Here is a 21,963-nt window from a genome sequence, read left to right as displayed (position 1 = left end):
CCGGGCCCCCGCTCGACGGCGTGGGCCCGGGAACCGTCACCCCGTCACCCGCAGCAGGAGCACCGAGCGCCCCGGCACCGTCAGCACCGTGCCGCCCGCGTGGACCGTGCCGGGTGCCTCGGCCTGGTCCTCCCGGGAGGTGTCGAGGACGAGTGCGTAGGAGGCGGCCCACGGCGGACCCGGCAGCAGGAAGTCGGCCGGGTGCTCCGCCGCGTGCAGGATCGCCAGGAAGCTGTCGTCCACGATCTGTTCGCCCCGCGCGTCCCGGCCCGGGATGTCCCGCCCGGAGAGGAAGAGCCCGAGCGTCGCCGCGGGCGCGTACCAGTCCTGTGCCGTCATCTCCTCGCCGTGCCGGGTGAACCAGGCCAGATCCCGCAGCCCGTCCGCGGTCTGCGGCCGACCGGAGAAGAACGCCCGGCGGCGCAGTACCGGATGGGTGTGGCGCAGCCGCAGCACCCGGGCGGTCAGCTCGGTCAGCCCGCGCCATCCTGGGTCCTCCAGCAGCGACCAGTCGACCCAGCTGATCTCGTTGTCCTGGCAGTAGGCGTTGTTGTTGCCGCCCTGCGTGCGCCCCATCTCGTCGCCGGCCACCAGCATCGGCACCCCGGTGGAGAGCAGCAGGGTGGTGAGGAGGTTGCGCAGCTGGCGTCGGCGGAGCGCGTTGATCCCGGGATCGTCGCTCTCGCCCTCCGTACCGCAGTTCCAGGAGCGGTTGTCGCCGGTGCCGTCGCGGTTGTCCTCGCCGTTGGCCTCGTTGTGCTTGTGGTGGTAGCTCACCAGGTCGCGCAGGGTGAAACCGTCGTGCGCGGTGACGAAGTTGACGGAGGCGTACGGGCGCCGCCCGCCCCAGGCGTACAGGTCGCTGGAGCCGGAGAGGCGGTAGCCGAGGTCGCGTACGTCGGGCAGCGCGCCGCGCCAGAAGTCGCGGACGGCGTCGCGGTAGCGGTCGTTCCACTCGGTCCACAGCGGCGGGAAGGCGCCCACCTGGTAGCCGCCGTTGCCCACGTCCCAGGGCTCGGCGATCAGCTTCACCCGTCGCAGCACCGGGTCCTGGGCGATCACCGCGAGGAACGGGGAGAGCATGTCCACGTCGTGCATGGAGCGGGCCAGCGCCGCCGCCAGGTCGAAGCGGAAGCCGTCGACGCCCATCTCGGTGACCCAGTACCGCAGGGAGTCGGTGATCAGCCGCAGCACGTGCGGCTGCACCACGTGCAGCGTGTTGCCGCAGCCGGTGTAGTCGGCGTACCGGCGGGCGTCGGACTGGAGGCGGTAGTAGCCGCGGTTGTCGACCCCCCGCATGGACAGGGTCGGACCCAGCTCGCCGGCCTCGGCGGTGTGGTTGTAGACGACGTCCAGGATCACCTCCATCCCCGCGTCGTGCAGGGCGCGCACCATCCGCTTGAACTCGCCGACCTGCGCCCCGGCGGTGCCGCTCGCCGCGTAGTCGGCGTGCGGGGCGAAGTAGCCGATCGAGTTGTAGCCCCAGTAGTTGTGCATCCCGCGCCGGAGCAGATGGTCCTCGTGCGCGAACTGGTGGACCGGAAGCAGCTCCACCGCCGTCACCCCCAGCCGCTTCAGGTGCCCGATCGCGGCGGGGTGGGCGAGACCGGCGTACGTACCCCGCAGCTCGGGCGGGACGCCCGGGTGCAGCTTGGTGAAGCCGCGCACGTGGAGCTCGTAGATGACGGAGTCGGCCCACGGCGTCTTGGGGCGCCGGTCGTCGATCCACTCGTCGCCCCGGGGGTCGTCGTCCACGACGACCCCCTTGGGGACGAACGGCGCCGAGTCGCGCTCGTCGCGCACGGTGTCGGCGACGTGCTGCTGGGGCCAGTCCCGCAGGTGTCCGTACACCTCGGGCGGCAGCGCGAAGGTGCCGTCCACGGCGCGGGCGTACGGGTCGAGCAGCAGCTTCGCGGCGTTCCACCGCGCCCCCGTCCACGGGTCCCAGCGGCCGTGGACGCGGTAGCCGTACCGCTGGCCCGGCCGCACCCCCGGCAGGAAACCGTGCCAGATCTCATGGGTCAGCTCGGTCAGCCGGCACCGCGTCTCGCGGCCCGCCTCGTCGAAGAGGCAGAGGTCCACCGCCTCCGCCCCACCCGCCCACAGGGCGAAGTTGGTGCCCGCCACCCCGTCCGGGCCCACCCGGAACCGCGCCCCCAGGGGCATGGGCGCACCGGGCCACACCCGGGGCGGTACGGCTCCGTCCGGGCTCCCCGCCGGGGCACCGGACTGCGGCACACGGGTGGTGTTTCCGGACGGTCCGTCACCTGCGCGCACCGGTCGTACCGGCTCCTGCACGGCTTCCTGCTCGGCTGCGCTCGACACTCCCGGCCTCCTGCGGCTCGTGGGGACGGGCAAGACGGGAGACGCACGCGGCGTCCCGGCCGCGGCCTCCCGGTGAAGTCCTCCCCCCTGTTCTGCCCACCGGGAGGCCCACACTCACGTTTCCCCGGAGCGACCCTGGTCGTTGGTGGGTGCGTGACTCACACAGCGAAGAGAGCACGGACCGGTCCGGCCGCCGTGCTGACATGGGCAGGACTACTGGTGGCCGTGGCCGTACTGACCGGCTGCACCGGGGGAATTCCGTTCGTCAACGGCAAGGCGCGCGCCCCCGAGGACGCGATCCTGGTCCTTCCGGCGGACGGTGCGAAGAACGTCCCGGCCTCCACCCGGATCGGGGTGGAGGTCCCGGACGGGCACCTGGAGAGCGTCGAGGTGTCGCAGATCGAGGACGCCCGCAGCGAGCGGATCACCGGAGAGATCTCCGAGGACGGCCGCCGGTGGACCCCCACCGGCGGCGCGGGGCGGCTGCGGCTCGCCGCGAAGTACAGCGTCGACGCGGTGGCGGTCGACCGGGCGGGGCGCAGGTCGGCCCGGCACACCACCTTCACCACACTGATCCCCGGGCACCGCTTCATCGGCTACTTCAAACCGGAGCACCGCTCCACGGTCGGCACCGGGATGATCGTCTCCTTCGACTTCAGCAGCCCCGTCACCCACCGTGCCGCGGTGCAGCGCGCCATCAAGGTCACCGCCGAGCCCGCCGTGGAGGTGTCCGGCCACTGGTTCGGCAAGGACCGGCTCGACTTCCGCCCGGAGAAGTACTGGAAGCCGGGCACCGTCGTCACCGTCGACATCGGGCTCCGGGACGTGGAGGGCTCGCCCGGTGTGTACGGCAGCCAGAACAAGCGCGTCCGCTTCACCGTGGGCCGCTCCCAGATCTCGGTGGTGGACGCCGCCGAGCACACCATGGAGGTACGCCGCGACGGCGAGCTCGTCAGCACCGTGCCGATCACCGCGGGAGCCCCGAAGACCACCACGTACAACGGGAAGATGGTGGTCAGCGAACTTCACGAGGTGACCCGGATGGACGGGCGCACGGTCGGCTTCGGCGGGGAGTACGACATCAAGGACGTACCGCACGCCATCCGGCTCACCGAGTCCGGAACCTTCCTGCACGGCAACTACTGGGCGCCCGAGGACACCTTCGGCAACGAGAACGTCAGCCACGGCTGCATCGGGCTGCGGGACGAGAAGGGCGGCAGCGGGTCCGCCCCGGCCGGCTGGTTCTTCGACCGCACCCTCGTCGGCGACGTCGTGGAGGTCGTCAACTCCGAGGACAAGACGGTCGCCCCGGACAACGGACTCGGCGGCTGGAACCTCGGCTGGAAGCGATGGAAGGCGGGTTCGGCCCTGTAGTCCGGCCCTTCAGGTGGTGTCCGGCGGCACCCGGAGGAGCGCCCCGCGCGGGCCGGTGACACCCCGGCGCGGTGAGCGTCTCCGCACCCCGTGTCACCTGCGTTTGTCCCGGCCGTACTTGGGACTGAACGGTGACATCCCCAGTACTTCACCGCGTTGTAGCGTGTGGTTTTCTTCTCGATAGGCGCGCATGTTCGACGCGCGGGGGTGTGCGGGGCCCGGTCGGGCCAGGCCGTGCGAGGGGAGACAACCACCATGAGCGGGAAGCCGATACGAGGGCGTGCGGCCGGGACCGGCGGGGGAACGCGCGGGCGCCGGGGCCCCGGAATCCTCGCGGTGCTGCTGGGCGCACTGCTTCTGCTGGTGACGGCCTGCGGCGGCTCCGGCGGAAGCGGTGCGGGCAGCGACAGCGGCGCCGGCTCGAAAGGCGGCAGCGCCCAGGTCCAGGACACCGCCGCCTCCGAGGCGGTCGTGACCGTGGCACCGGCCGACGGCGCCGCTTCCGTGGAGACCAGCGGAGCGCTCAAGGTCTCGGCCGCCAAGGGCAAGCTGACCACCGTCAAGGTGGTCGACGCCCAGGGAGCCGAAGTACAGGGCGCCCTCTCCGCGGACGGCACCAGCTGGACCCCCGAACGGCACCTCGCGGCGGCCACCAAGTACGCGGTCCACGCCATCGCCGAGGATTCCAAGGGCCGCCAGTCCGCCAAGGACACCACCTTCACCACGCTGGTCCCGAAGAACACCTTCATCGGGCAGTACACCCCCGAGGACGGCTCGACCGTCGGCGTCGGCATGCCGGTCTCCATCAACTTCACCCGGGGCATCACCGACCCCGACGCCGTGGAGAAGGCCATCACGGTCAAGGCCGAGCCCGACGTGCGGATCGAGGGTCACTGGTTCGGCAACGACCGCCTCGACTTCCGCCCCGAGAAGTACTGGGCCCCCGGCACCAAGGTGACCGTGGAACTCAACCTCGACGGTGTGGAGGGACGGCCCGGCGTCTACGGCAAGCAGGCCAAGTCCTTCAGCTTCACGATCGGCCGCAGCCAGGTCTCCACGGTCGACGCCTCCACCCACCGGATGGTCGTCGTCCGCGACGGCAAGACGCTCAAGGACATCCCGATCTCGGCGGGCGCCCCGGCCACGACCACGTACAACGGCCAGATGGTCATCAGCGAGAAGCTCCGGGTGACCCGGATGAACGGCGACACGGTCGGCTTCGGCGGGGAGTACGACATCAAGGACGTGCCGCACGCCATGCGCCTGTCCACCTCGGGCACCTTCGTGCACGGCAACTACTGGGGCAACTCCGGCATCTTCGGTACCACCAACACCAGCCACGGCTGCGTCGGCCTGAGGGACGTGCGCGGCGGGTACGACGGGCAGACCCCGGCCGGCTGGTTCTTCGACCAGTCGATCATCGGAGACGTCGTCGTGGTGAAGAACTCCAAGGACAAGGTCATCGCCCCGGACAACGGCCTCAACGGCTGGAACATGGACTGGTCCGAGTGGATCAAGTGACCTTGCTGAGCGGCTGAGCGGCTGAGCGGCTGAACAGCTGAACAGCTGGACGCGGGTGGTGGGTCCGGTGCCGTGGACGCGGCGCCGGGCCCACCGCCGTTCCGGGCCCCGATGCCGCTGCAGGCCGTGTCTCGCGGGCGGCACCGTCGGGGCGCGTCCGGCGGACGTCCCGCTCAGCCGGTGTGGGACACCAGGGCGTCGACGAGCACCGGCCAGAGCTCCCGGGGGCGGTCGTGGCCCATGTCGGGGATCAGCAGGAGTTCAGCGCCGGGTACGAGCTCCGCCGTACGCCTTCCGCCGCTGGGGGCGATCAGTGTGTCGTCCAGGCCGTGGATCACCAGCGTCGGCACCCGCAGTTCGCGGAGCGCGTCCGCGCGTGAGCCGCTCAGGACCATCGCGCCGAGTTGCCGCCCGATCCCCGCGGGGTAGAACGAGCGGTCGTAGCTCGCGGCGGCCAGCTCCCGCAGGGCCGTCGCGTCGCCGTAGCGCCTGGAGGCCCACACCAGCTCGTTCTCCGCCGCCGTGACGTATCCCTCGCGATCCGTCGGCTTCGGGGCGGACACCGCCGCCTGGGCCTCCGGGCTGGACCGGCCGTACTCGCTCTCGCCGGTCGAGGACATCATCGACGTCAGGGTCAGCACCCGCTCCGGGGAGGAGAGGGCCATCGTCTGGGCGATCATCCCGCCCATCGAGGTACCGACCACGTGGGTGCGTTCGATGCCGAGCGCGGTGAGCAGGCCGAGTCCGTCGTCGGCCATGTCGCGAAGCCGGTAGGGAACCATCGCGAGAGCGGCCGGGATGTCACCCGCGCCGACGGTGGCGAAGAACTCACCCGTGTCGACCGGGTGTTCGTCGAATGTGGTGGACAGCCCGCAGTCGCGGTTGTCGTACCTGATCACGTACCGGCCGCGGTCCGCCAGCGTCCGGCAGAAGTCCTCGTGCCAGGCGAGCATCTGCGCGCCGAGCCCCATCACGAGCAGGACGGGTGGGTGCCCGGGATCGCCGAAGCTCTCGTACGCGATGGACACCCCGGGAGACACGACAACATTCGGCATGCACGAATCCTGCCACGGCACCGACCACGCGGAGCGGCCGCACGGGCGGCAGGTGACCTGCGCCTCTCCCGCCGACCCCGGTCGTCCGCCGGGCCGGCCGTTGGCCCGCACCCCGACCGTCACCCTCGAAGTACGGGACACAGCCTCTAGCCTGCCCCCATGACCGTAACCCTCGAAGTACAGGACGGCGTCGGCACGATCCGGCTGGACCGACCGCCGATGAACGCGCTGGACGTGGCCACCCAGGACCGGCTGAAGGAGCTGGCGGAGGAGGCCGCCCGCCGCGACGACGTGCGCGCCGTGGTGGTCCACGGCGGCGAGAAGGTGTTCGCGGCCGGCGCGGACATCAAGGAGATGCGGGACATGGACCACGCGGCGATGGTCGTACGGTCCCGCGCGCTCCAGGACTCCTTCACCGCCGTCGCCCGCATCCCCAAGCCGGTGGTGGCCGCCATCACCGGCTACGCCCTGGGCGGCGGCTGCGAGTTGGCGCTCTGTGCGGACTTCCGGATCGCCGGGGAGAACGCCCGGCTCGGCCAGCCCGAGATCCTGCTCGGAGTGATCCCGGGAGCGGGCGGCACGCAGCGCCTCGCCCGTCTCGTCGGCCCCTCACGGGCCAAGGACCTGATCTTCACCGGCCGTCACGTGCGGGCGGACGAGGCCCTCGCCATCGGTCTGGTCGACCGGGTCGTTCCGGCGGACGAGGTGTACGCGCAGGCGTACGCCTGGGCCTCGGCCCTGGCGAAGGGACCGGCGCTGGCGCTGCGGGCCGCGAAGGAGGCGGTGGACGCGGGTCTGGAGACGGACCTCGACACCGGTCTCACCATCGAACGGACCCTGTTCGCGGGGCTGTTCGCCACGGAGGACCGGGAGACCGGCATGCGCAGCTTCATGGAGGACGGGCCGGGGAAGGCCGCCTTCCGCTGAGCCGCCCCGCTCGGCCCGCCCTGCTCGGCCCGCCCTGCTCGGCCCGCCCCGCTCGGCCCGCCCCGCTCGGCCTGCCCTGCCCTGCTCGGCCCGCCCTGCTCGCGCGCATCGTGCGGGCGGGGTGCCGTGGCGGGGTGCCGTGGCGGGGCACGCGTGGTCGGGGGGCACGTCGTGCGTCGTCGTGGGGGCGGTGCGGGTTCATCCGTGCGGGCGGCATCGCCGGCACCCGCACCGGCCCGCACCGCCCGCCCCGGCCGGCGTACCGGCCAGGACGGCCCTTCGTGACGCCCGTATTCCGTTGCAGGTCAGCAGGGATGTCCACATCATTTTTATGTCTTTGGCATATGCCGATCTCCCTACCGGATCCGGCCATTCCGGAGGTGGGATTCCCCAGGAACGGCTCCGGCCCGAGTCTGCTCCGGCCATGATGGGGGCATGGCGGGCCTGGAGGGTGGGGAACAGTCGCGCGCGCACGGAAGTGCGACGGCGGCGCGGCGGGTATCGGTGTCCGAGGACGAACAGCCGAACCGGGTACTGGAGTTGTACGGCAACCCGACCGACGAGGAGGGCGTGCGGCTGCCGTCCCGTCCGGAGTCGGCGGCGACGGCCCGCAGGATCGCGTCGGCCGTGGTGCTATGGCAGTGGAACCTCTCCCCGCAGCTCGCCGAGTACGCCGTCCTCCTCGTCTCGGAGCTCGTGGGCAACGCCGTACGGCACACCGGGGCGCAGTACTTCGGTCTGCGCATGGAGCGCCGCCGGGGCATGATCCGGATCGGGGTGCGCGACCCTTCGCGCGGTCTGCCGTGCCTGATGCCGGTACGGGAGATGGACGTGAGCGGGCGGGGCCTCTTCCTCGTCGACAAGCTCTCCGACCGCTGGGGGGTCGACCTGCTGCCGCGCGGCAAGATCACCTGGTTCGAGATGCGGATCTCCGACCGCACGGACCGGTAGGCCCTGGGGCGTGGCCCTCCCCGGTGGCCGGAGAAGCTCCCGCGTCCCCGGTACGCGCGAAAGCCCCCGTCCCCGGCGCACGCGACGTACGCGGAGACCCCCGTCCCCGGCGCACGCAGAAGCCCCCGTCCGCCGTGGTCCGGCGAGCTGGGGGCTTCTGTGGGGGGCCGTGAAATGGGGGGTGGTTCACGGCCGCGTGCATGACCTGTGCTCGGGTCGGAGGAGGTCGTGGGACGACTATGGCACATCAGCCCCCGGGAAACCAAAGGCGCATATCGGGCAATACGGGATCAAGGCGCTCTTTTGGTATGTGAATCGTAGGTTTCATGAAGGAAACCCCTGGCATTCAGTGAATGAATATGAGCTTCAGTGGATGATTCGTAGACGCCTCGTGAAGGGTGAAGATCGTCGCAGCCCTGTCGGTCCCGTTGTCGGTCGGGCCGTCGGTCCGGTCGCCGGTCCGGTCGGCCGGCCGCCCCTCCACCGGCCGTCCGCCTCTCCATCGGCCGCCGCACGGGTGAGCGCGGCGGCCCGTTAATCTGACCACCGTCAATCGGACAAGCGATAGGGGCGGAAAAGTGGCGGACATCGAGTCGGCACGCAAGGCGTTCGAGCATTTCGACCAGAACGGTGACGGCCTCATCACGGCCGCCGAGTACAAGAGCGCCATGGCGCAGCTGGGCGACCCGTTCGTCACCGAGACGGTCGCCCAGGCGATCATCAACTCCCACGACGCCAACGGTGACGGCCTGCTCACCTTCGACGAGTTCTGGGCCTCGCAGAACAAGGCCTGAGCCCTACGGGACACGGCCTGAGCCCTACGGGACACGACCCGAGCCGCCGACGGGCGTCCCCGGCCCATGGCGGGCCGGGGCTCACCCGTGGAACTCAGCCCGCCGCGCGGTACGGGGGCCAGCCGCGAAGCTCGTCGTCCCGGGGCGCCTCCACCACGGCGGGAGCACCCGGACCGAACGCCATCACCGGCCGCCGCGCGTCCCAGGCGTCCCATCCCGGATCGCCGGTGGCCGCGAACCGTACCCAGGCCGCGTGCATCGCGTCCGCCAGCTCCTGCGGGGCGTGCGGACCGGCCAGCGCCACGGCGTCCGGGTGGGCCAGGGTGTCGAAGACGAAGCCGATCTCCAGGGCGTGGCAGGCGCCGAGCCGCCGCACGGGCGAGGGCCAGCCGAACTCGTAGAGGTACGTACGCCCCGGGGCGCCCACCCGCGCGTCCGCCAGGACGTTGAGAGGCACCCTCAGCAGCAGGTCCGTCGCGAGCGCGCCGAGCAGCTCGCCCGGCGTGGCCCCGGGGCGGTGGGCCCGGTACACGCGCGCCGTCGCGCCCGGCACCCCGAACTTCAGCAGCGCCAGCCGCAGCCGTACGCGTCCGAGGCGTTCGGTCAGCCCACTGGGCACGAACCAGAGGCGGTACTCCTCGGTGTTCGTCCCCATCAGCAGGTCCACCCCGTCCGCCGCGCCGCCGCGCAGCGCCTCGGCCGGGTCGCGGGGGAGCAGGTCGCCGTCGACGACGATCCGGAACGCGTTGCGGCCGGTCAGCGGATTCCCGCCGCGGGTCACCTCGCTCTGCGCGGCGAGCAGCGCGGACGGTTCCACGGCCGCCAGCGCCGCCGCCGTCGCGGGAACGCCCAGGCGCCGGGCGACGAGTTCCGTCGTGCGGCGTCCCGCCTCGGGCGTCGGCGCGTCCGGCGCACCGCTCTGCAACACCGCCCGCCGGAACAGCCCCGCCGCCCTCGGCGCGGTGAGCAGCGCGGCGACGCTCACCGCCCCGGCCGACTCGCCCGCCACCGTCACCCGCCCCGGATCGCCCCCGAACGCCGCGACGTTGTCGCGTACCCACTCCAGTGCGGCCAGCTGATCGAGCAGCCCGAGATTGGCGGGGGCGTCCGGGAGCACGCCGAACCCCTCGATCCCCAGGCGGTAGTTGACCGAGACAAGCACCACCCCGTCCCGGGCGAACGCCGTCCCGTCGTAGACCGGGACGGCGGAGGACCCGTGCAGCAGCGAGCCGCCGTGTATCCAGACGAGCACCGGCAGCCCGGTCAGCTCCGGGCCGGGCGTCCAGACGTTGAGGTTGAGCCAGCCGTCCCCGGGCACCTCGGGGTCCGGCAACAGGACGTCCAGGGGCGGGTCGTACGGCCGCTTCGGCGCTGTCGGCCCGAACACGACGGCCTCCCGCACCCCCGCCCACCGCTCAAGCGGCTCCGGGGCCCGGAACCTGAGGGCACCCACGGGGGCAGCCGCGTACGGGACGCCCCGGAAGACCGTCACCCCGTTCTCCCGGACTCCGCGCACGGCTCCGTGGACGGTGGTGACGGTGGTGACGGCCGGGCGGTCGTCCGGATGTCTCTCGCGCATGTGCGTCGGCCCTTTCGCGGGTGCCCTCCAGAATGGGGTACTTCCCCGTCGGACGCAGCCCGAAGAGCCGTCCGGGCACGGGCGCCCCCAGGTGCGTTCACGCCGACGCAACTGCCCCGCCGACGCGGTGCGCGGGCGCCCCCGCGATCCTGGTACGCGGGCGCCGCCGCACCCCGGACCCGTACGGCAGCACGTCAACCACGGCAGAACGTCACCACCGGAGCATCCGCATGAGCACGTCCGACCGACCCTGTTGCGCCCCCGGCCGCACCCCGCACGGCACCGGCCATGGCACCAGTGCCGGCCATGGCACCAGCACCGGCCATGGCACCAGCACCGGCCATGGCACCAGCGCCGGCCATGGCCCCGAGCATGGCCCCGGCCCCGCGCTGCTCGGCATCCCCGCCGTCCCGCCGCCCCCGGGGGACGTACGGGCAATCGGGCACACCCTGGCCGAACTGCCCGGCGGGACCTTCTGGATGGGCGACGCCTTCGACGAGGGGTACCGGGCCGACCACGAGGGGCCCGCCCGCCGGGTCACCGTCGCCGCCTTCGCCATCGACACCACCGCCGTCAGCAACGCGCAGTTCGCCGCGTTCGTCCGGGTCACCGGACACCGTACCGACGCCGAACGCTTCGGCAGCTCCTTCGTCTTCCACCAGCTCGTCCACCCCGACGCCCGGCGCCACGTCGTCGGAACCGTCCCCGGAGCACCCTGGTGGCTCGGCGTGGAAGGCGCCTCGTGGTCAGCCCCCGAAGGCCCCGGCTCCGGCGTCGAGGACCGCGCCGACCACCCCGTCGTCCACGTCTCCCACGGCGACGCCCTCGCCTACTGCGCCTGGGCGGGACTGCGCCTGCCCACCGAGGCGGAGTGGGAGTACGCCGCCCGGGGCGGGCTGAACAGTGCCCGCTACCCGTGGGGCGACGAGTTCACCCCCGGCGGCGAGGAACGCTGCAACACCTGGCTGGGTGACTTCCCGCACCGCTCCGACCGGCCCGGCGGCGCCGGCACCGTACCCGTCACGGCCTACCCGCCCAACGGCCACGGACTCCACAACACCTCGGGCAACGTCTGGGAGTGGTGCGCCGACGCCTTCGGCCCCGGCGAACGCGTCATCCGCGGCGGCTCCTACCTCTGCCACGCCTCCTACTGCAACCGCTACCGGGTCGCCGCCCGCTCCCACAACACGCCCGACTCTTCCACCGGTCACGGCGGGTTCCGGTGCGCCCGCGACACGGGCCCGGCGACACCGTGAACACGCGGGCGCGCCCCGGCCGGAAGTCCACCGGGCCGGGGCGCGCTGTCGCGAGGGGTGCCGTACTGCGCCGTGTCCGACGCGCATCGCCGGACACGGCCCAGCCCTACTTGAGGTACACCAGCCCGTCCGTGGTGATGGCGGGCCGGCCGCTCGTGCCGACCACGACCAGCTTCACCGTGTGCTTCGCGGCGGTCGACCACGTGGTCGTCCAGATCGCGTCGCGGTACTTGGTGGTGGAGGACTTCAGGTCCACCGTGGCCGTCTTCCTGCCGTCGACGTAGACGTACACCTGCCCCGAGGTCGAGGCGCGCGAGACGACGAGCGCCGCCGACCGGCCGGTGAAGGTCCAGGTCATGCTCGCGTTCTTGGCGCTGCTGGAGTACGACTTCCCGCCCAGGTAGCTCGACGAGGACTTCGCGGTCCAGGTGCCCGTCCGGGTGGTGGAGGTCTCCTGGAGGATCACCGGGGTACCGGCCACGGACGCGGCGGCGGTGTTGCCCGCGCGGTCGTACGCCGTCATCTTCCAGGTCGTCGCCACGCCCGGCTTGGCGGTCTGGGCGGCGCCGGTCGTCGTCGGAGTGAAGGTCTTCGCCACCGGGGCGGTGAGCCGGACCTCCTTGAGCGCGATCCCGTCCGCGGCCTTCCACTTCAGCGTGAGGGGAACCGCCGTGGTGCTCACCGTGCCGGCGCTCAGTGCCAGCGAGGGCTTCGTGGTGAAGGAGGGCGCCGTCTTCTCGGCGACCACGGTCGCGGCGGCCGAGAGCGGAGAGACCTTGCCCGACTGGTGCGTCGCGCGGACCTGCACCTTGTGGGTGCCTACGGCGAGCGTCGCCGAAGCGGAGGTGGTGGCACCGTTCGTGGTCGCGACCACCCTGCCGTCCACCAGCAGCTCGTACTTGGCGACGAGGGCGGCCGGAGTGGCCGACTTCCAGGCGACCTTGACGCTCGACTGCGTGTACGTCGTCCCGCCCGAGGTGCTGCTCCCAGTGACCGAGGAGACGGCCAGACCGGTGACCGGACCCGCCGCGGCGGAGCGGATCGCGCCCAGCTGCCCGTAGAGCGCGGTGCCGGGGCACTCGGTGTTGTAACCGTCGCGGTGACCGGAGATCTGCTTGAAGGCGTAGGTCTTCCCGGCGGTGTACGAGATGCCGGTGCCGCTCTTCTGGGTCGCCCCGGCCACCAGCGTCGTCGTGCCCGCCGGATCGCCCCGGTACTGACCGAGCTTCCACGCCGCGAGCCGGGCCACCGCCGTGGTCGCCGCAGTGGCGGCCTTCGTGTCGCTGTACATGCCGATGACGGCGATACCGGCCGTCTCACGGTTGAAGCCGTAGGTGTGGGCGCCGAAGACGGGCTTGTCCACACCGCCCTTGCGGCCCTCGAAGATCGTGCCGCACTTGTCGACGATGAAGTTGTAGCCCAGATCCTTCCAGCCGTTCGACTGGACGTGGAAGGCGTGCAGACTCCGCATGATGGCGGGGGAGTCCGCGCAGTTGTAGTCGTTCGTCTGCGCGGTGTGGTGCACGAACACGGCCTTGACCGACGTCGTGTACTCCGGCGCCTCGTCATTGAGCGCCTCGTTCGCGCCCCAGGCGGCCCTGCTGACGATCGGCGGCCTCGGCATCGTCGACACCGGACCGGTCGACGCGGACGGCGTGGGACTGGCGACTGTCGGTGTCGGGCCCGGGGCGGTCGGGGTCGGCGTCACGCTCGGCGCCCCGGTGGTCGGCGCGGCCGTCGTCGGCTCCGACGTCGGCTCGTCGGTGGCCGTGCCGGGCAGGCCGCCGGTCTCCGGGGTGGCCCCGGTGTCCGCGGGGGCGGGAGTCTCCGGCGCCGACGCGGTGTCGGTCGGGGTGGGCTCGGCGGTCTCGCCGTCCTCGCCGGAACCCTCCGTACCCTCCGTCATGTCCTGCGTGTACGCGGCGGTTTCCGCGTCGAGCCCGGAGGCGCCGGGGTCGACCGTGTCCAGGCGGAGACCGGCGGGCAGACCTGCGGAGGAGCTGCCCCCGGAGGTCACCCGGACCTCCACGCCGTTCGACGCCCCGACCCAGCGGGGCTCGGTGGTGCCCCGTACACCGGCCTGGCCGGTCTCGGTGCGCCCGTCGATGTCGGTCGCCAGCGGCAGCCAGCCGGTCCATTCGCCGGTCGCCACCGAGCGGGTCCGCGCCTCGACGGTGCCGGATATCCTCGCCGCCGGGTCGGTCCAGGTGACGCCCAGCAGGCTGAAGGGCTTGGTGTCCTTCTGCTCGAAGTCGGCGGTGGTCCCGTCCGCCGACACCTTGAGCTCGTTCTTGTGCACGTCGACCTGCGCCGGGGCGGATTTGGCGTCCACGCCCCCGTGGGCGCCGTCGGTGCCGGTGACCCCCTGGAACACGAGGACACCCGCCACGGCCGCCGTCGCGACGGCAGCCGTGGCCCATACTCTTCGCTTCGATCTCACGTTTGATTCCCCGAGGACGATGATGAGAGAGCGGCGATCCGCAGGCCGGGGTCTTCCCGGGGCATGGTCGGTGTGACGTCCGCGCGGGACGTGGCGACCCTCAGGAACCGGCCGACCTGTGGTGCCGGAGGGGACAGTCTTGCATGAGAAAACACCCGATCGAGTGAACTCTTGACCAGGTGTAGGTCAAGGCGTTGACAGGACAATCTTGAGGTGCGGGATGCGGCTCCCGGGGTTCCGCCGCCGAAATTCCGGAAGCCGCATGTCTTCGGCGCCTCGCACGCCGCTCGGATCCCCCGGAGTTCTCTCCTCAGGACCCACTCAGGACCCACCGGACGCTTGCGGCGCCCGGTGAGGGGATCGTGCGGGACCGTTCACGCGGGCCGTTCACGCGGGGCCGTTCACGTGGGACCGTTCACGCGGCGAAGAACCGGGAGAGCTCGCTCCGCTCCTCCGGCTCCACCAGGTCCGGGCGGGTGTAGCGCTCGGCCCGTGCGTGGTAGTCGAAGTCGCCCCGCACGAGGCCGCGGTAGTCCCGCACGCACCGTTCGAGAGCGGTCCGCTCCGCACCCTCGATGCCGGCCGCGTCCATCTCCGCGGCCAGGTCCTTCTCCGCGCGCCGGACACGTTCCGCTATCCGGGCCAGTTGGATGCCGGCCTCGTCGATGGCTTCCTGGAGCGTGCAGCCGCGGTCGCGCTGGATGAGGCGGACGGCATTGTGCTCGTAGCCCATCGCCGCCTCCTTCTCGAAGGAGCAGATGTCGTTGCAGAGACCTGAATGATCGGTCACCGCGTCCCGGAGTGCGACGTATGCGGGAAGGCTTCTGGCGGCGTCCGTGAGATCGATGCCCGCCGTGATCTCGTGGAGATCGAGGAAGGGCTGCATCGCCACGGAATCCCGGCGGTGCTTCACGAATTCGGCCCGGGTCGGCACCTGTCCGGCGGCCCGTCCGACCGCTTCGGCGTAGTACGTCCAGAGCCAGGCCACGGTGTCCCTGCGGAACTGGCGTACCCAGGCCGTCGACCGGTCACGGTACGTGCGGTTCCGCAGCTCCTCCAGGGTCAGTTCCATGGCGGAGTGCGCCACGGCCCCGTCGAGTACCTCGACGAGCCTCGTGATGGCGGAGCCGCACATCCGGGGATCCCGTCCGGCGGGTCCGTCGTCGAATTCGTCGTCGACCAGAAAGGCCCAGAAGAGCCACTGGCAGAACAGGTCGAGATGCTGCTGGGACGCGGTCGGGAAGATGAGGGAGATCCACAGCTCCGGCCGGGTTCTGATCATCTTCTTCCGGGCCACCGGAGAAAGTTCCACGCCATGGAAGTCCGCCCATCTCCAGGCGGCCACCTTGGTCTTCTCCAGACCCGGATTGCATCCGGCGCTGGCGAACGGCATGTGAAACGCCGGTAAGGCGATCTGGCTCATTGATACCCCTCGTCAAGACGGTGTGGATGGAGGGTGGGTTCGGCGGGCGGTCGTGGGGCACACGGAGCGCGAAGCCCTCGGGAGCCGACGGAACAGGGCGTTCCGGAATCCGTTCCTTTGGCCAAGGCGTCACCCTGCGAGGTGGGACGGTTGTGGTGGTTCCTCCCTCTTCCTTCTCCCTGTCGTACCGGGACCGCCGAACGGGTGTATTCGGCGGTCGGGTGGAACCGGGCCCCGGACCAGCGCGTCACCATGCGTGACGCCCAGTCAACCCTGGGCGAGCGGCTGGGGGAAGTTGCCCGTGACCGAAATTGTATGGTGCCGCCGAATGGTGGTGACTTTATGAGCGGTTGATGACCGTCGTAGTCCACTCCGTGGCGTACCCGCGTCAATCTCACGCGTACTCATCCGTCTCACGGCGCGATCCCGGCGAGCCCGCCCACCGATGTCCCGAAACCGTCGGCGCGCTCCCCGCGATCCCCCGGCCCACCGCCGGAATCCTTGGCACCACTGCCCTCCGGCACCCTCCCGCGGTCCGGCTGCCGACCGCCGGACGCCGGCCCCGGCCCGTCCTCCGTCCGTACGCCCCCCGATGGCGCGAGCGCGTCGAGGGTCCCAAGGTGGGGTGAGGCGAAGTCGTGTTCGAAGGGCGGTGGTGGAGCAGTGCCGGACGACGACCTCCCGTCGGCGGTCCCCCCGGGCGACCCGGCACCCCCCGCTCTGCTGCACGCCCTCGTGACCGCCCCCGTCATCCGTACGTACGTGGTCGACGGTGACCTGCGCATCGTCCGGGCCGGCGCGCTGACCTTCGGCGAGGCCCCGGACCACGTGGTCGGCCGGCTGCTCACCGACGTCTTCCGGCTGGAGGACCCGGACGCGGCGGCACGCGCCCTCGGACCGGCCGCCCCGGCGCCCCCCGCCGCCGCGTCGCCCCCCGCGCCCCGGCCGGACGCATCCGCGCGGGGCGCCCGGGCCGCGCACCCGGGCGAGGGCGGCACCGGCCCCGTCGGCGTGGCCAGGGCGCACCGCACCGACCCGGCCGGCACCGACCGCACCTTCGCCGTCGCCTTCCACCCGCTGGCGGCCGGCTCCGGCGCGGACGCCGCCGCACTGCCGGACGCCTCCGCCCCGGGACCGGCGGCGCTGCTCGTGCTCGCCGCGGACATCACCGCCCAGGAGCGCAGCTCCGCCCGCGCCGCGGCCCTCGACGCCGTACGCGAACGCGTCGGCCAGTCCCTCGACCTCGCCGTCACCTGCGAGGAACTGGTCAGGGCGCTCGTCCCCGGGTTCGCCGACATCGCGGTCGTCGAGATCGTGGACGACGTGCTGCGCGGCGCCGACGCCCCCGCCGGCCCGCCACCCCGGGGCACCCCGCTGCGCCGCATCGCGTTCCGGGGCCCCCTCGGAGCCGGCGGAGCCGCCCACCCGGTGGGCGACGTACGGGAGATGCCGCACCCGACCCCGTACTCCCTCTCCCTCCAAGACCTCAGCCCCCGCCTGGTGCAGCTCGCCCCCGGACTGCCCTGGTACGACACCGATCCCGACCGGGCCAGGTCCATCGAGGAGTTCGGGTCGCACTCGATGATCGTCGCGCCCCTGGCGCTGCGCGGCACCGCGTTCGGCGTCGTCAGCCTCTACCGGTGCGGCGGGAGCGAGCCGTACGACGAGAGCGACCTCTCCTTCGGGGTGACGCTCGCCGCGCACACCGCGTTGAGCGTCGACAACGCGCGGCGCTACGAACGCGACCACACCGTCGCCTCCACCGTCCAGCGCCGACTCCTGCCGTCCGGTCCCGCGTCCCCGATCGCCGTCGACACCGCCCACGTGTACCTGCCCGGGCGCAACAGCGGCAGCTGGTTCGACACCATCTCCCTCTCCGGCGCGCGGACCGCCCTCGTCGTCGGCCGGGTCGACGGTCAGGGAGTGCAGACCGCGACGACCATGGGCCAACTGCGCACCGCGGTCCGCACGCTCGCCGCCCTCGACCTCTCGCCCGAGGAGCTGTTCTCCCGGGTCAACGACATCGCCGTCCAGCTCGCCGAGGAGCGGGCGGCGCTCCCCGTCGGCGACGCCCTGCGCCTGCGGCCCCTCAGGGCGACCTGCCTCTACGGGGAGTACGACCCGTTCACCCGGCTCTGGACGGTGGCCCGGGCCGGGGCGCCGATCCCCCACGTCGTCCGCCCGGACGGCACCCCGCAACCCTTCGACCTGCCCGACGGGCCACCGCTCTCCACGCCCGAGAACGCCCCCTTCTCGACCGCCGAGATCACCCTCGAACCGGGCAGCCTCATCGTCATGCACAGCGGCGGCAGCAACCTGCACGAACGCCCGGGCCTGCGCCCCGTCGACGAGGTGCTCGCGCCGACCGACCGGGACCTGCAGGAGATCGCCGACGCCATCATGTACAACTACCGGCCCGTCGCCCACCCGGAAGGCGCGGTGCTGCTCCTCGCCCGTCCCACCGAGGTCGGCCCCGCCCAGGTGGTCACCATCGAGCTCGCCCCCGACGCGGGCGCCCCGGCGAAGGCCCGTAACCTGACCCGCTCGCACCTGATCGAGTGGAAGGTCCCCAAGGACGCGCTGTACGCGGTCGAGCTGATCGTCAGCGAGCTCGTCACCAACGCCGTGCGCTACGGCACCCCGCCGCTCTCCCTGCGCCTGGTCCGTACCCAGACCCTCACGTGCGAGGTCCGCGACGCCAGCCTCGTCGCCCCCCACCTGCGCCACGCCCGAGCCGGCGACGAGGGCGGCCGGGGCCTCTTCATCATGTCCCAGCTCGCCTCCCGCTGGGGCACCCGCTACACCCACGACGCGAAGATCATCTGGGCCGAGGTGGAGCTGTAGAGAGGCTCCCTCACAGGTCACGGGGGTTGTCGAAGTTGGCGGAGTGTTGGGCAGCCGGTCGCCGGTGCGACATGCCCCCGCACCGGTGGGCTTCCTAGCGTGCGTGCATCCACCTCGATTCGTTGCTGGGAGCACGTATGCACACCACCCCTGACGGCAGCCCCGACGCCCCGGAGCGGAGCCTGTCGACGGAAGCGGACGCACACTCGGCCGACTGCGGCTGTCCGCGTACCGCCGATCTCGACGGGGAAGGGCTCGCGGCCAGGAGCCGGCGCACCTTCCTGCGCGGCGCCGGTGTGCTCGGCGCGGGGGCCGCCGCCACGGCGACCGGACTGCTGGGTGCGACACCGGCCTTCGCGTCGGGGGCGTCCGAAGCGCGTCACGAGAAGAAGACCGGCGCCGGCAAGCGCGGCACGTGGAGCCCGGACCCGGAGAACCCACGGTTCACCTTTGTGGTCATGCCCGACACGCAGTACATGTTCGACATCGACCGGATCCACCCGGCCCCGATGGAGGCATCCTTCCGGTACGTGCTCGACCCGGCCGGCCGGGCCGGCGGCAACGACGAGAACATCGTCTTCCTCGCCCACCTCGGCGACGTGACCAACAACGGCCACGCCGAGGAGTACGCCGCCGTCACCAAGGTGTTCGACATGCTCGACGACGCGGGCGCCGCGTACGGCGTGCTGGCGGGCAACCACGACGTGGGCGGGGACGACCAGCGCGGCCGCACGCCGTACCTGGACACCTTCGGCCCGGCGCGCGCCAGGAAGTCGCCCGCCCACCACTCCTCCAGCCCCGACGGCTACAACACCAGCCACATCTTCCGTGCGGGCGGGCGCAGTTGGATGGTCCTCTCCCTCGACTGGCGCATGTCGGCGGCGGGGTTCGCCTGGGCCAACGCCGTCATCAAGGCGAACCCGACCCTGCCGGTGATCGTGACGACCCACGAGATCGTCGGCTCGTACGACGACGGCTCCGCCGAACTCTCGGCGTACGGGCAGCAGATGTGGGACGGGCTGATCAAGGACAACGACCAGATCTTCCTCACCCTGAACGGCCACTACTGGCCGCCCGGCTCCACCGTGATGAAGAACAGCGCCGGCAACGACGTGCACCTGCACATCACCAACTACCAGGACCGCTACTACGGCGGCTCCGGCATGCTGCGCTCGTACCGCTTCGACCTCAACCGGGGCCGGATCGACATCGCCACGTTCTCGCCGTGGATGCGGGAACGCGCGGCCGAGGACGAACTGAACGCCGCCGCCGCCCAGGAGATCGAACTGACCTCCCCGGTCGACTACTTCTCCATGGACATCGACTTCGAGAAGCGCTTCGCCGGCTTCGCCCCCGTCCCGGCGCGGGCGCCCCGCGCCGCCCGGCGGATGCTGATCCCCGGCACCCTCGCGTACTGGCGGTTCGACGGCTCCGGCGCCGAGGGCGGCAGCCTCCCCGCCGGTACGGTCGTCCAGGACCAGGCGGGCCACGGCAACGACCTCGTCCTCCAGCAGGTCCCGGGCGCCGCCGCCAACGCCCTGACCTGGACCGGCGACCACCACCCCGACCAGCCCGGACACGGCGGCCTCGTCTTCGCCGGCCAGGGCAACCCGGTGGCCGGCGCCTACCTCCGTACCGTCGACAAGGCCCCCGTCAACGCGGAGACCTTCCCGCACGGCTACACCATCGAGCTGTTCTTCAAGGTGCCCGCCGACTGGAACGGCGGACGCAACGGCTGGTCCTCGATGCTCAGCCGCGCCGGCACCGCCGCCGAGGCCGGGAAGAACGGCCCGACGTCGACCGCCGACGAACCGGTCATGACACTGGGGCTCAGCGGCTCCCTGGAGATCCAGTGGAACGCCTACCCGCTCAACATGGACGGAGCGACCACCGCGTGGAGCCACCTGCTCCAGCAGCAGGAGTGGTGGCACGTCGCCGTGGTCAACGACGGCAAGGTCAGCAAGCTCTACGTGAACGGCTGCGAGGAGGGCCGCAACCCCACCTCGAAGGCGGTCGGCCTGGCCTCGCTCCACAAGCCGTTCCTGGTCGGCGGCTACCAGTGGGCGGGTGCGGTCAGCCAGGTCTTCCACGGCACCCTCGGCGACGTACGCATCGTCGACCGGGCGCTGCGGGTGGACCAGTTCATGAACGCCTGAGCGGGGCGGGGGCCGGGAGGGGCCGGGTGGGGCACGTTTTCGCGTGTTCCACCGTGCCCCGGGACGCTGCCGGATCCAGAGAGCGTGCGACTCCGAGGCTCCAGCCTCACGCGGGTCCGATGAAGTACTCCTGCCACGCTTCCCCGTCGCACGGCTTCTGCACGGCCTCCCGCGTCTGGCTGACGATGGACACGCACAGGCCCGAATGGGCCGGGCGGATGCGGTAGCCGCCCGGCACGGGCTGGTCGACCGCTTCCATCCGGAAGTGCTGGGAGAGCCGCGTTGCTCCGCAGTCGTCCCACGGCGCCAGGAAGTCCTTGACGACCCCGCTGTCCACCACGGTGAGACAGCCGATGGCGGCGTCGTCCGGGTTTTCCCACTGGATGTAGAAGAGTCCGTCGCCGACCGCTTCGAGACGCGTCCTCGGCTGGGTGCTCCCGGTGCACGGGCCCTGGACGGCGACGGCGCTCGGGTAGAGACCCTTGGCGTCGTGTCCCTCGGTGAGGCACGAGGCGGGCGAGCCGACCGGCTGAATACGGGACCAGCCCGGGGCGGGACTCCGGGCCGGTTCGGCCGGGGAGACCGCAGAGGGAGTCTGGGCCGCCGTGCCGGTGGACGGCGACGAGGAGCCGTGGGACACGAGTATCCAGACACCGACGGCGACCAGCAGAGCGGTTGCCGTGCCCCACAGGAGTGGTAGGCGGGGGAAGGACGGCCGTCCGCCCTCCGGGCGAGGAGCGGGCGGGGCCCCGGGGCGCGGACCGGCCCCGGGAGCGTGGGTGTCACGCGCCGAGATCCTTCGCCGAGCCTCCAGCCAGAGGTTCACCTGCTCGCCCGCTCCGCACGCGCGGACGAAAGCGGTCAGGGTCTCCGGACGCGGAAGTGACTGACGGCGCAGGACTTCCGTGAGGGTGCTGTGCGTCAGTACGTCGCCGTGCACCTCCGCCATCTGTTCCAGCTGTCGGAGGGTGAGCCCCGACCACTCCATGAGCTGCTGCATGGCCACGGCGAGTTCGGCCGGGCTCCGCGCGTTCCGCGGGTCCGGTCTCTCCTCAGCGTTCCGAGATTCCCGCGCCGGCGGATCCTGACTTCCCATGCCTGGAATCCTTGTGAGGAAATGCCTCCAGGACAAGGTCGGCTTCCGGACGATCGGACCGGCATCCCGCAGTCGCGGGCCATGTCCCGGCAGGCTCTTCCCGTATGCCCGACCGGCGCAGTTCTGGCGGCCTCGTCCCCCGCCGTGTCTCACCACACGGAACCGACCCTGCCGGAGAGCCAGCGGAGGCAACTGTCCGGGCTGTTCGACCGTCTTCCGGGC

Annotated in this window: 14 protein-coding genes; 8 read left to right on the top strand and 6 right to left on the bottom strand. The window is 71.9% G+C overall.

All coding sequences use genetic code 11. The annotated features are described in order from the left end of the window. Positions 1-36 precede the first annotated feature (36 nt). Complete coding sequence (gene glgX, locus ACFZAX_RS18035) at positions 37-2,325, bottom strand: glycogen debranching protein GlgX (protein WP_390962557.1); 2,289 nt, start codon at positions 2,323-2,325, stop codon at positions 37-39. Between the two features lie 153 nt (positions 2,326-2,478). Here glgX and ACFZAX_RS18030 point away from each other — a divergent pair, with 153 nt between their 5' ends. Both ACFZAX_RS18030 and ACFZAX_RS18025 read left to right on the top strand, forming a co-directional pair. Then, complete coding sequence (locus tag ACFZAX_RS18030) at positions 2,479-3,699, top strand: Ig-like domain-containing protein (RefSeq protein ID WP_390962556.1); 1,221 nt, start codon at positions 2,479-2,481, stop codon at positions 3,697-3,699. Positions 3,700-3,954: 255 nt separating this feature from the next. After that, positions 3,955-5,220: an Ig-like domain-containing protein gene (locus ACFZAX_RS18025; protein WP_390962555.1), complete on the top strand. Its 1,266-nt coding sequence runs from the start codon at positions 3,955-3,957 to the stop codon at positions 5,218-5,220. A 173-nt stretch (positions 5,221-5,393) separates the two neighbouring features. On the opposite strand, the gene ACFZAX_RS18020 is transcribed toward ACFZAX_RS18025, so the two are convergent. Continuing rightward, positions 5,394-6,275, bottom strand: a complete 882-nt coding sequence (locus ACFZAX_RS18020) for an alpha/beta fold hydrolase (protein ID WP_390962554.1) — start codon at positions 6,273-6,275, stop codon at positions 5,394-5,396. A 159-nt stretch (positions 6,276-6,434) separates the two neighbouring features. Between ACFZAX_RS18020 and ACFZAX_RS18015 the strand changes: the two genes are divergently transcribed. From ACFZAX_RS18015 to ACFZAX_RS18005, 3 genes are all read left to right on the top strand, one after another. Continuing rightward, positions 6,435-7,202, top strand: a complete 768-nt coding sequence (locus ACFZAX_RS18015) for an enoyl-CoA hydratase-related protein (RefSeq protein WP_390962553.1) — start codon at positions 6,435-6,437, stop codon at positions 7,200-7,202. A gap of 435 nt (positions 7,203-7,637) precedes the next feature. Then, entirely contained in the window at positions 7,638-8,153 is a 516-nt protein-coding gene (locus ACFZAX_RS18010; protein WP_390962552.1) for an ATP-binding protein, read from the top strand. A 578-nt stretch (positions 8,154-8,731) separates the two neighbouring features. Beyond that, complete coding sequence (locus ACFZAX_RS18005) at positions 8,732-8,947, top strand: EF-hand domain-containing protein (protein ID WP_386886403.1); 216 nt, start codon at positions 8,732-8,734, stop codon at positions 8,945-8,947. Positions 8,948-9,041: 94 nt separating this feature from the next. Here ACFZAX_RS18005 and ACFZAX_RS18000 read toward each other — a convergent pair whose 3' ends face one another. After that, positions 9,042-10,526 (bottom strand): carboxylesterase family protein, encoded by a 1,485-nt coding sequence (locus ACFZAX_RS18000; protein ID WP_390962551.1) that lies wholly within the window; start codon positions 10,524-10,526, stop codon positions 9,042-9,044. Between the two features lie 230 nt (positions 10,527-10,756). Between ACFZAX_RS18000 and ACFZAX_RS17995 the strand changes: the two genes are divergently transcribed. Further along, positions 10,757-11,782 carry an SUMF1/EgtB/PvdO family nonheme iron enzyme gene (locus ACFZAX_RS17995; RefSeq protein WP_390962550.1) on the top strand — a complete coding sequence of 342 codons (1,026 nt, stop codon included), beginning with the start codon at positions 10,757-10,759 and terminating at the stop codon, positions 11,780-11,782. 106 nt (positions 11,783-11,888) lie between these two features. Here the strand turns inward: ACFZAX_RS17995 and ACFZAX_RS17990 are convergent, their stop codons facing one another. Then, positions 11,889-14,222 (bottom strand): N-acetylmuramoyl-L-alanine amidase, encoded by a 2,334-nt coding sequence (locus ACFZAX_RS17990; protein WP_390962548.1) that lies wholly within the window; start codon positions 14,220-14,222, stop codon positions 11,889-11,891. Positions 14,223-14,637: 415 nt separating this feature from the next. Continuing rightward, positions 14,638-15,615, bottom strand: a complete 978-nt coding sequence (locus tag ACFZAX_RS17985; protein ID WP_390962546.1) for a terpene synthase family protein — start codon at positions 15,613-15,615, stop codon at positions 14,638-14,640. 693 nt (positions 15,616-16,308) lie between these two features. Here ACFZAX_RS17985 and ACFZAX_RS17980 point away from each other — a divergent pair. Together ACFZAX_RS17980 and ACFZAX_RS17975 are read left to right on the top strand one after the other, a co-directional pair. Next, positions 16,309-18,489, top strand: a complete 2,181-nt coding sequence (locus tag ACFZAX_RS17980) for a SpoIIE family protein phosphatase (protein ID WP_390962545.1) — start codon at positions 16,309-16,311, stop codon at positions 18,487-18,489. Between the two features lie 137 nt (positions 18,490-18,626). Then, positions 18,627-20,645: a LamG-like jellyroll fold domain-containing protein gene (locus ACFZAX_RS17975; protein WP_390962544.1), complete on the top strand. Its 2,019-nt coding sequence runs from the start codon at positions 18,627-18,629 to the stop codon at positions 20,643-20,645. Between the two features lie 106 nt (positions 20,646-20,751). On the opposite strand, the gene ACFZAX_RS17970 is transcribed toward ACFZAX_RS17975, so the two are convergent. Then, entirely contained in the window at positions 20,752-21,741 is a 990-nt protein-coding gene (locus tag ACFZAX_RS17970; RefSeq protein WP_390962543.1) for a helix-turn-helix domain-containing protein, read from the bottom strand. Positions 21,742-21,963: the final 222 nt, after the last annotated feature.

This window comes from Streptomyces sp. NPDC008125, from assembly GCF_042957125.1.
Classification (GTDB): Bacteria; Actinomycetota; Actinomycetes; order Streptomycetales; family Streptomycetaceae; genus Streptomyces.
The sequence above is the reverse complement of the archived record's forward strand: the minus strand, read 5'-3'. Positions and strand labels throughout refer to the sequence as shown.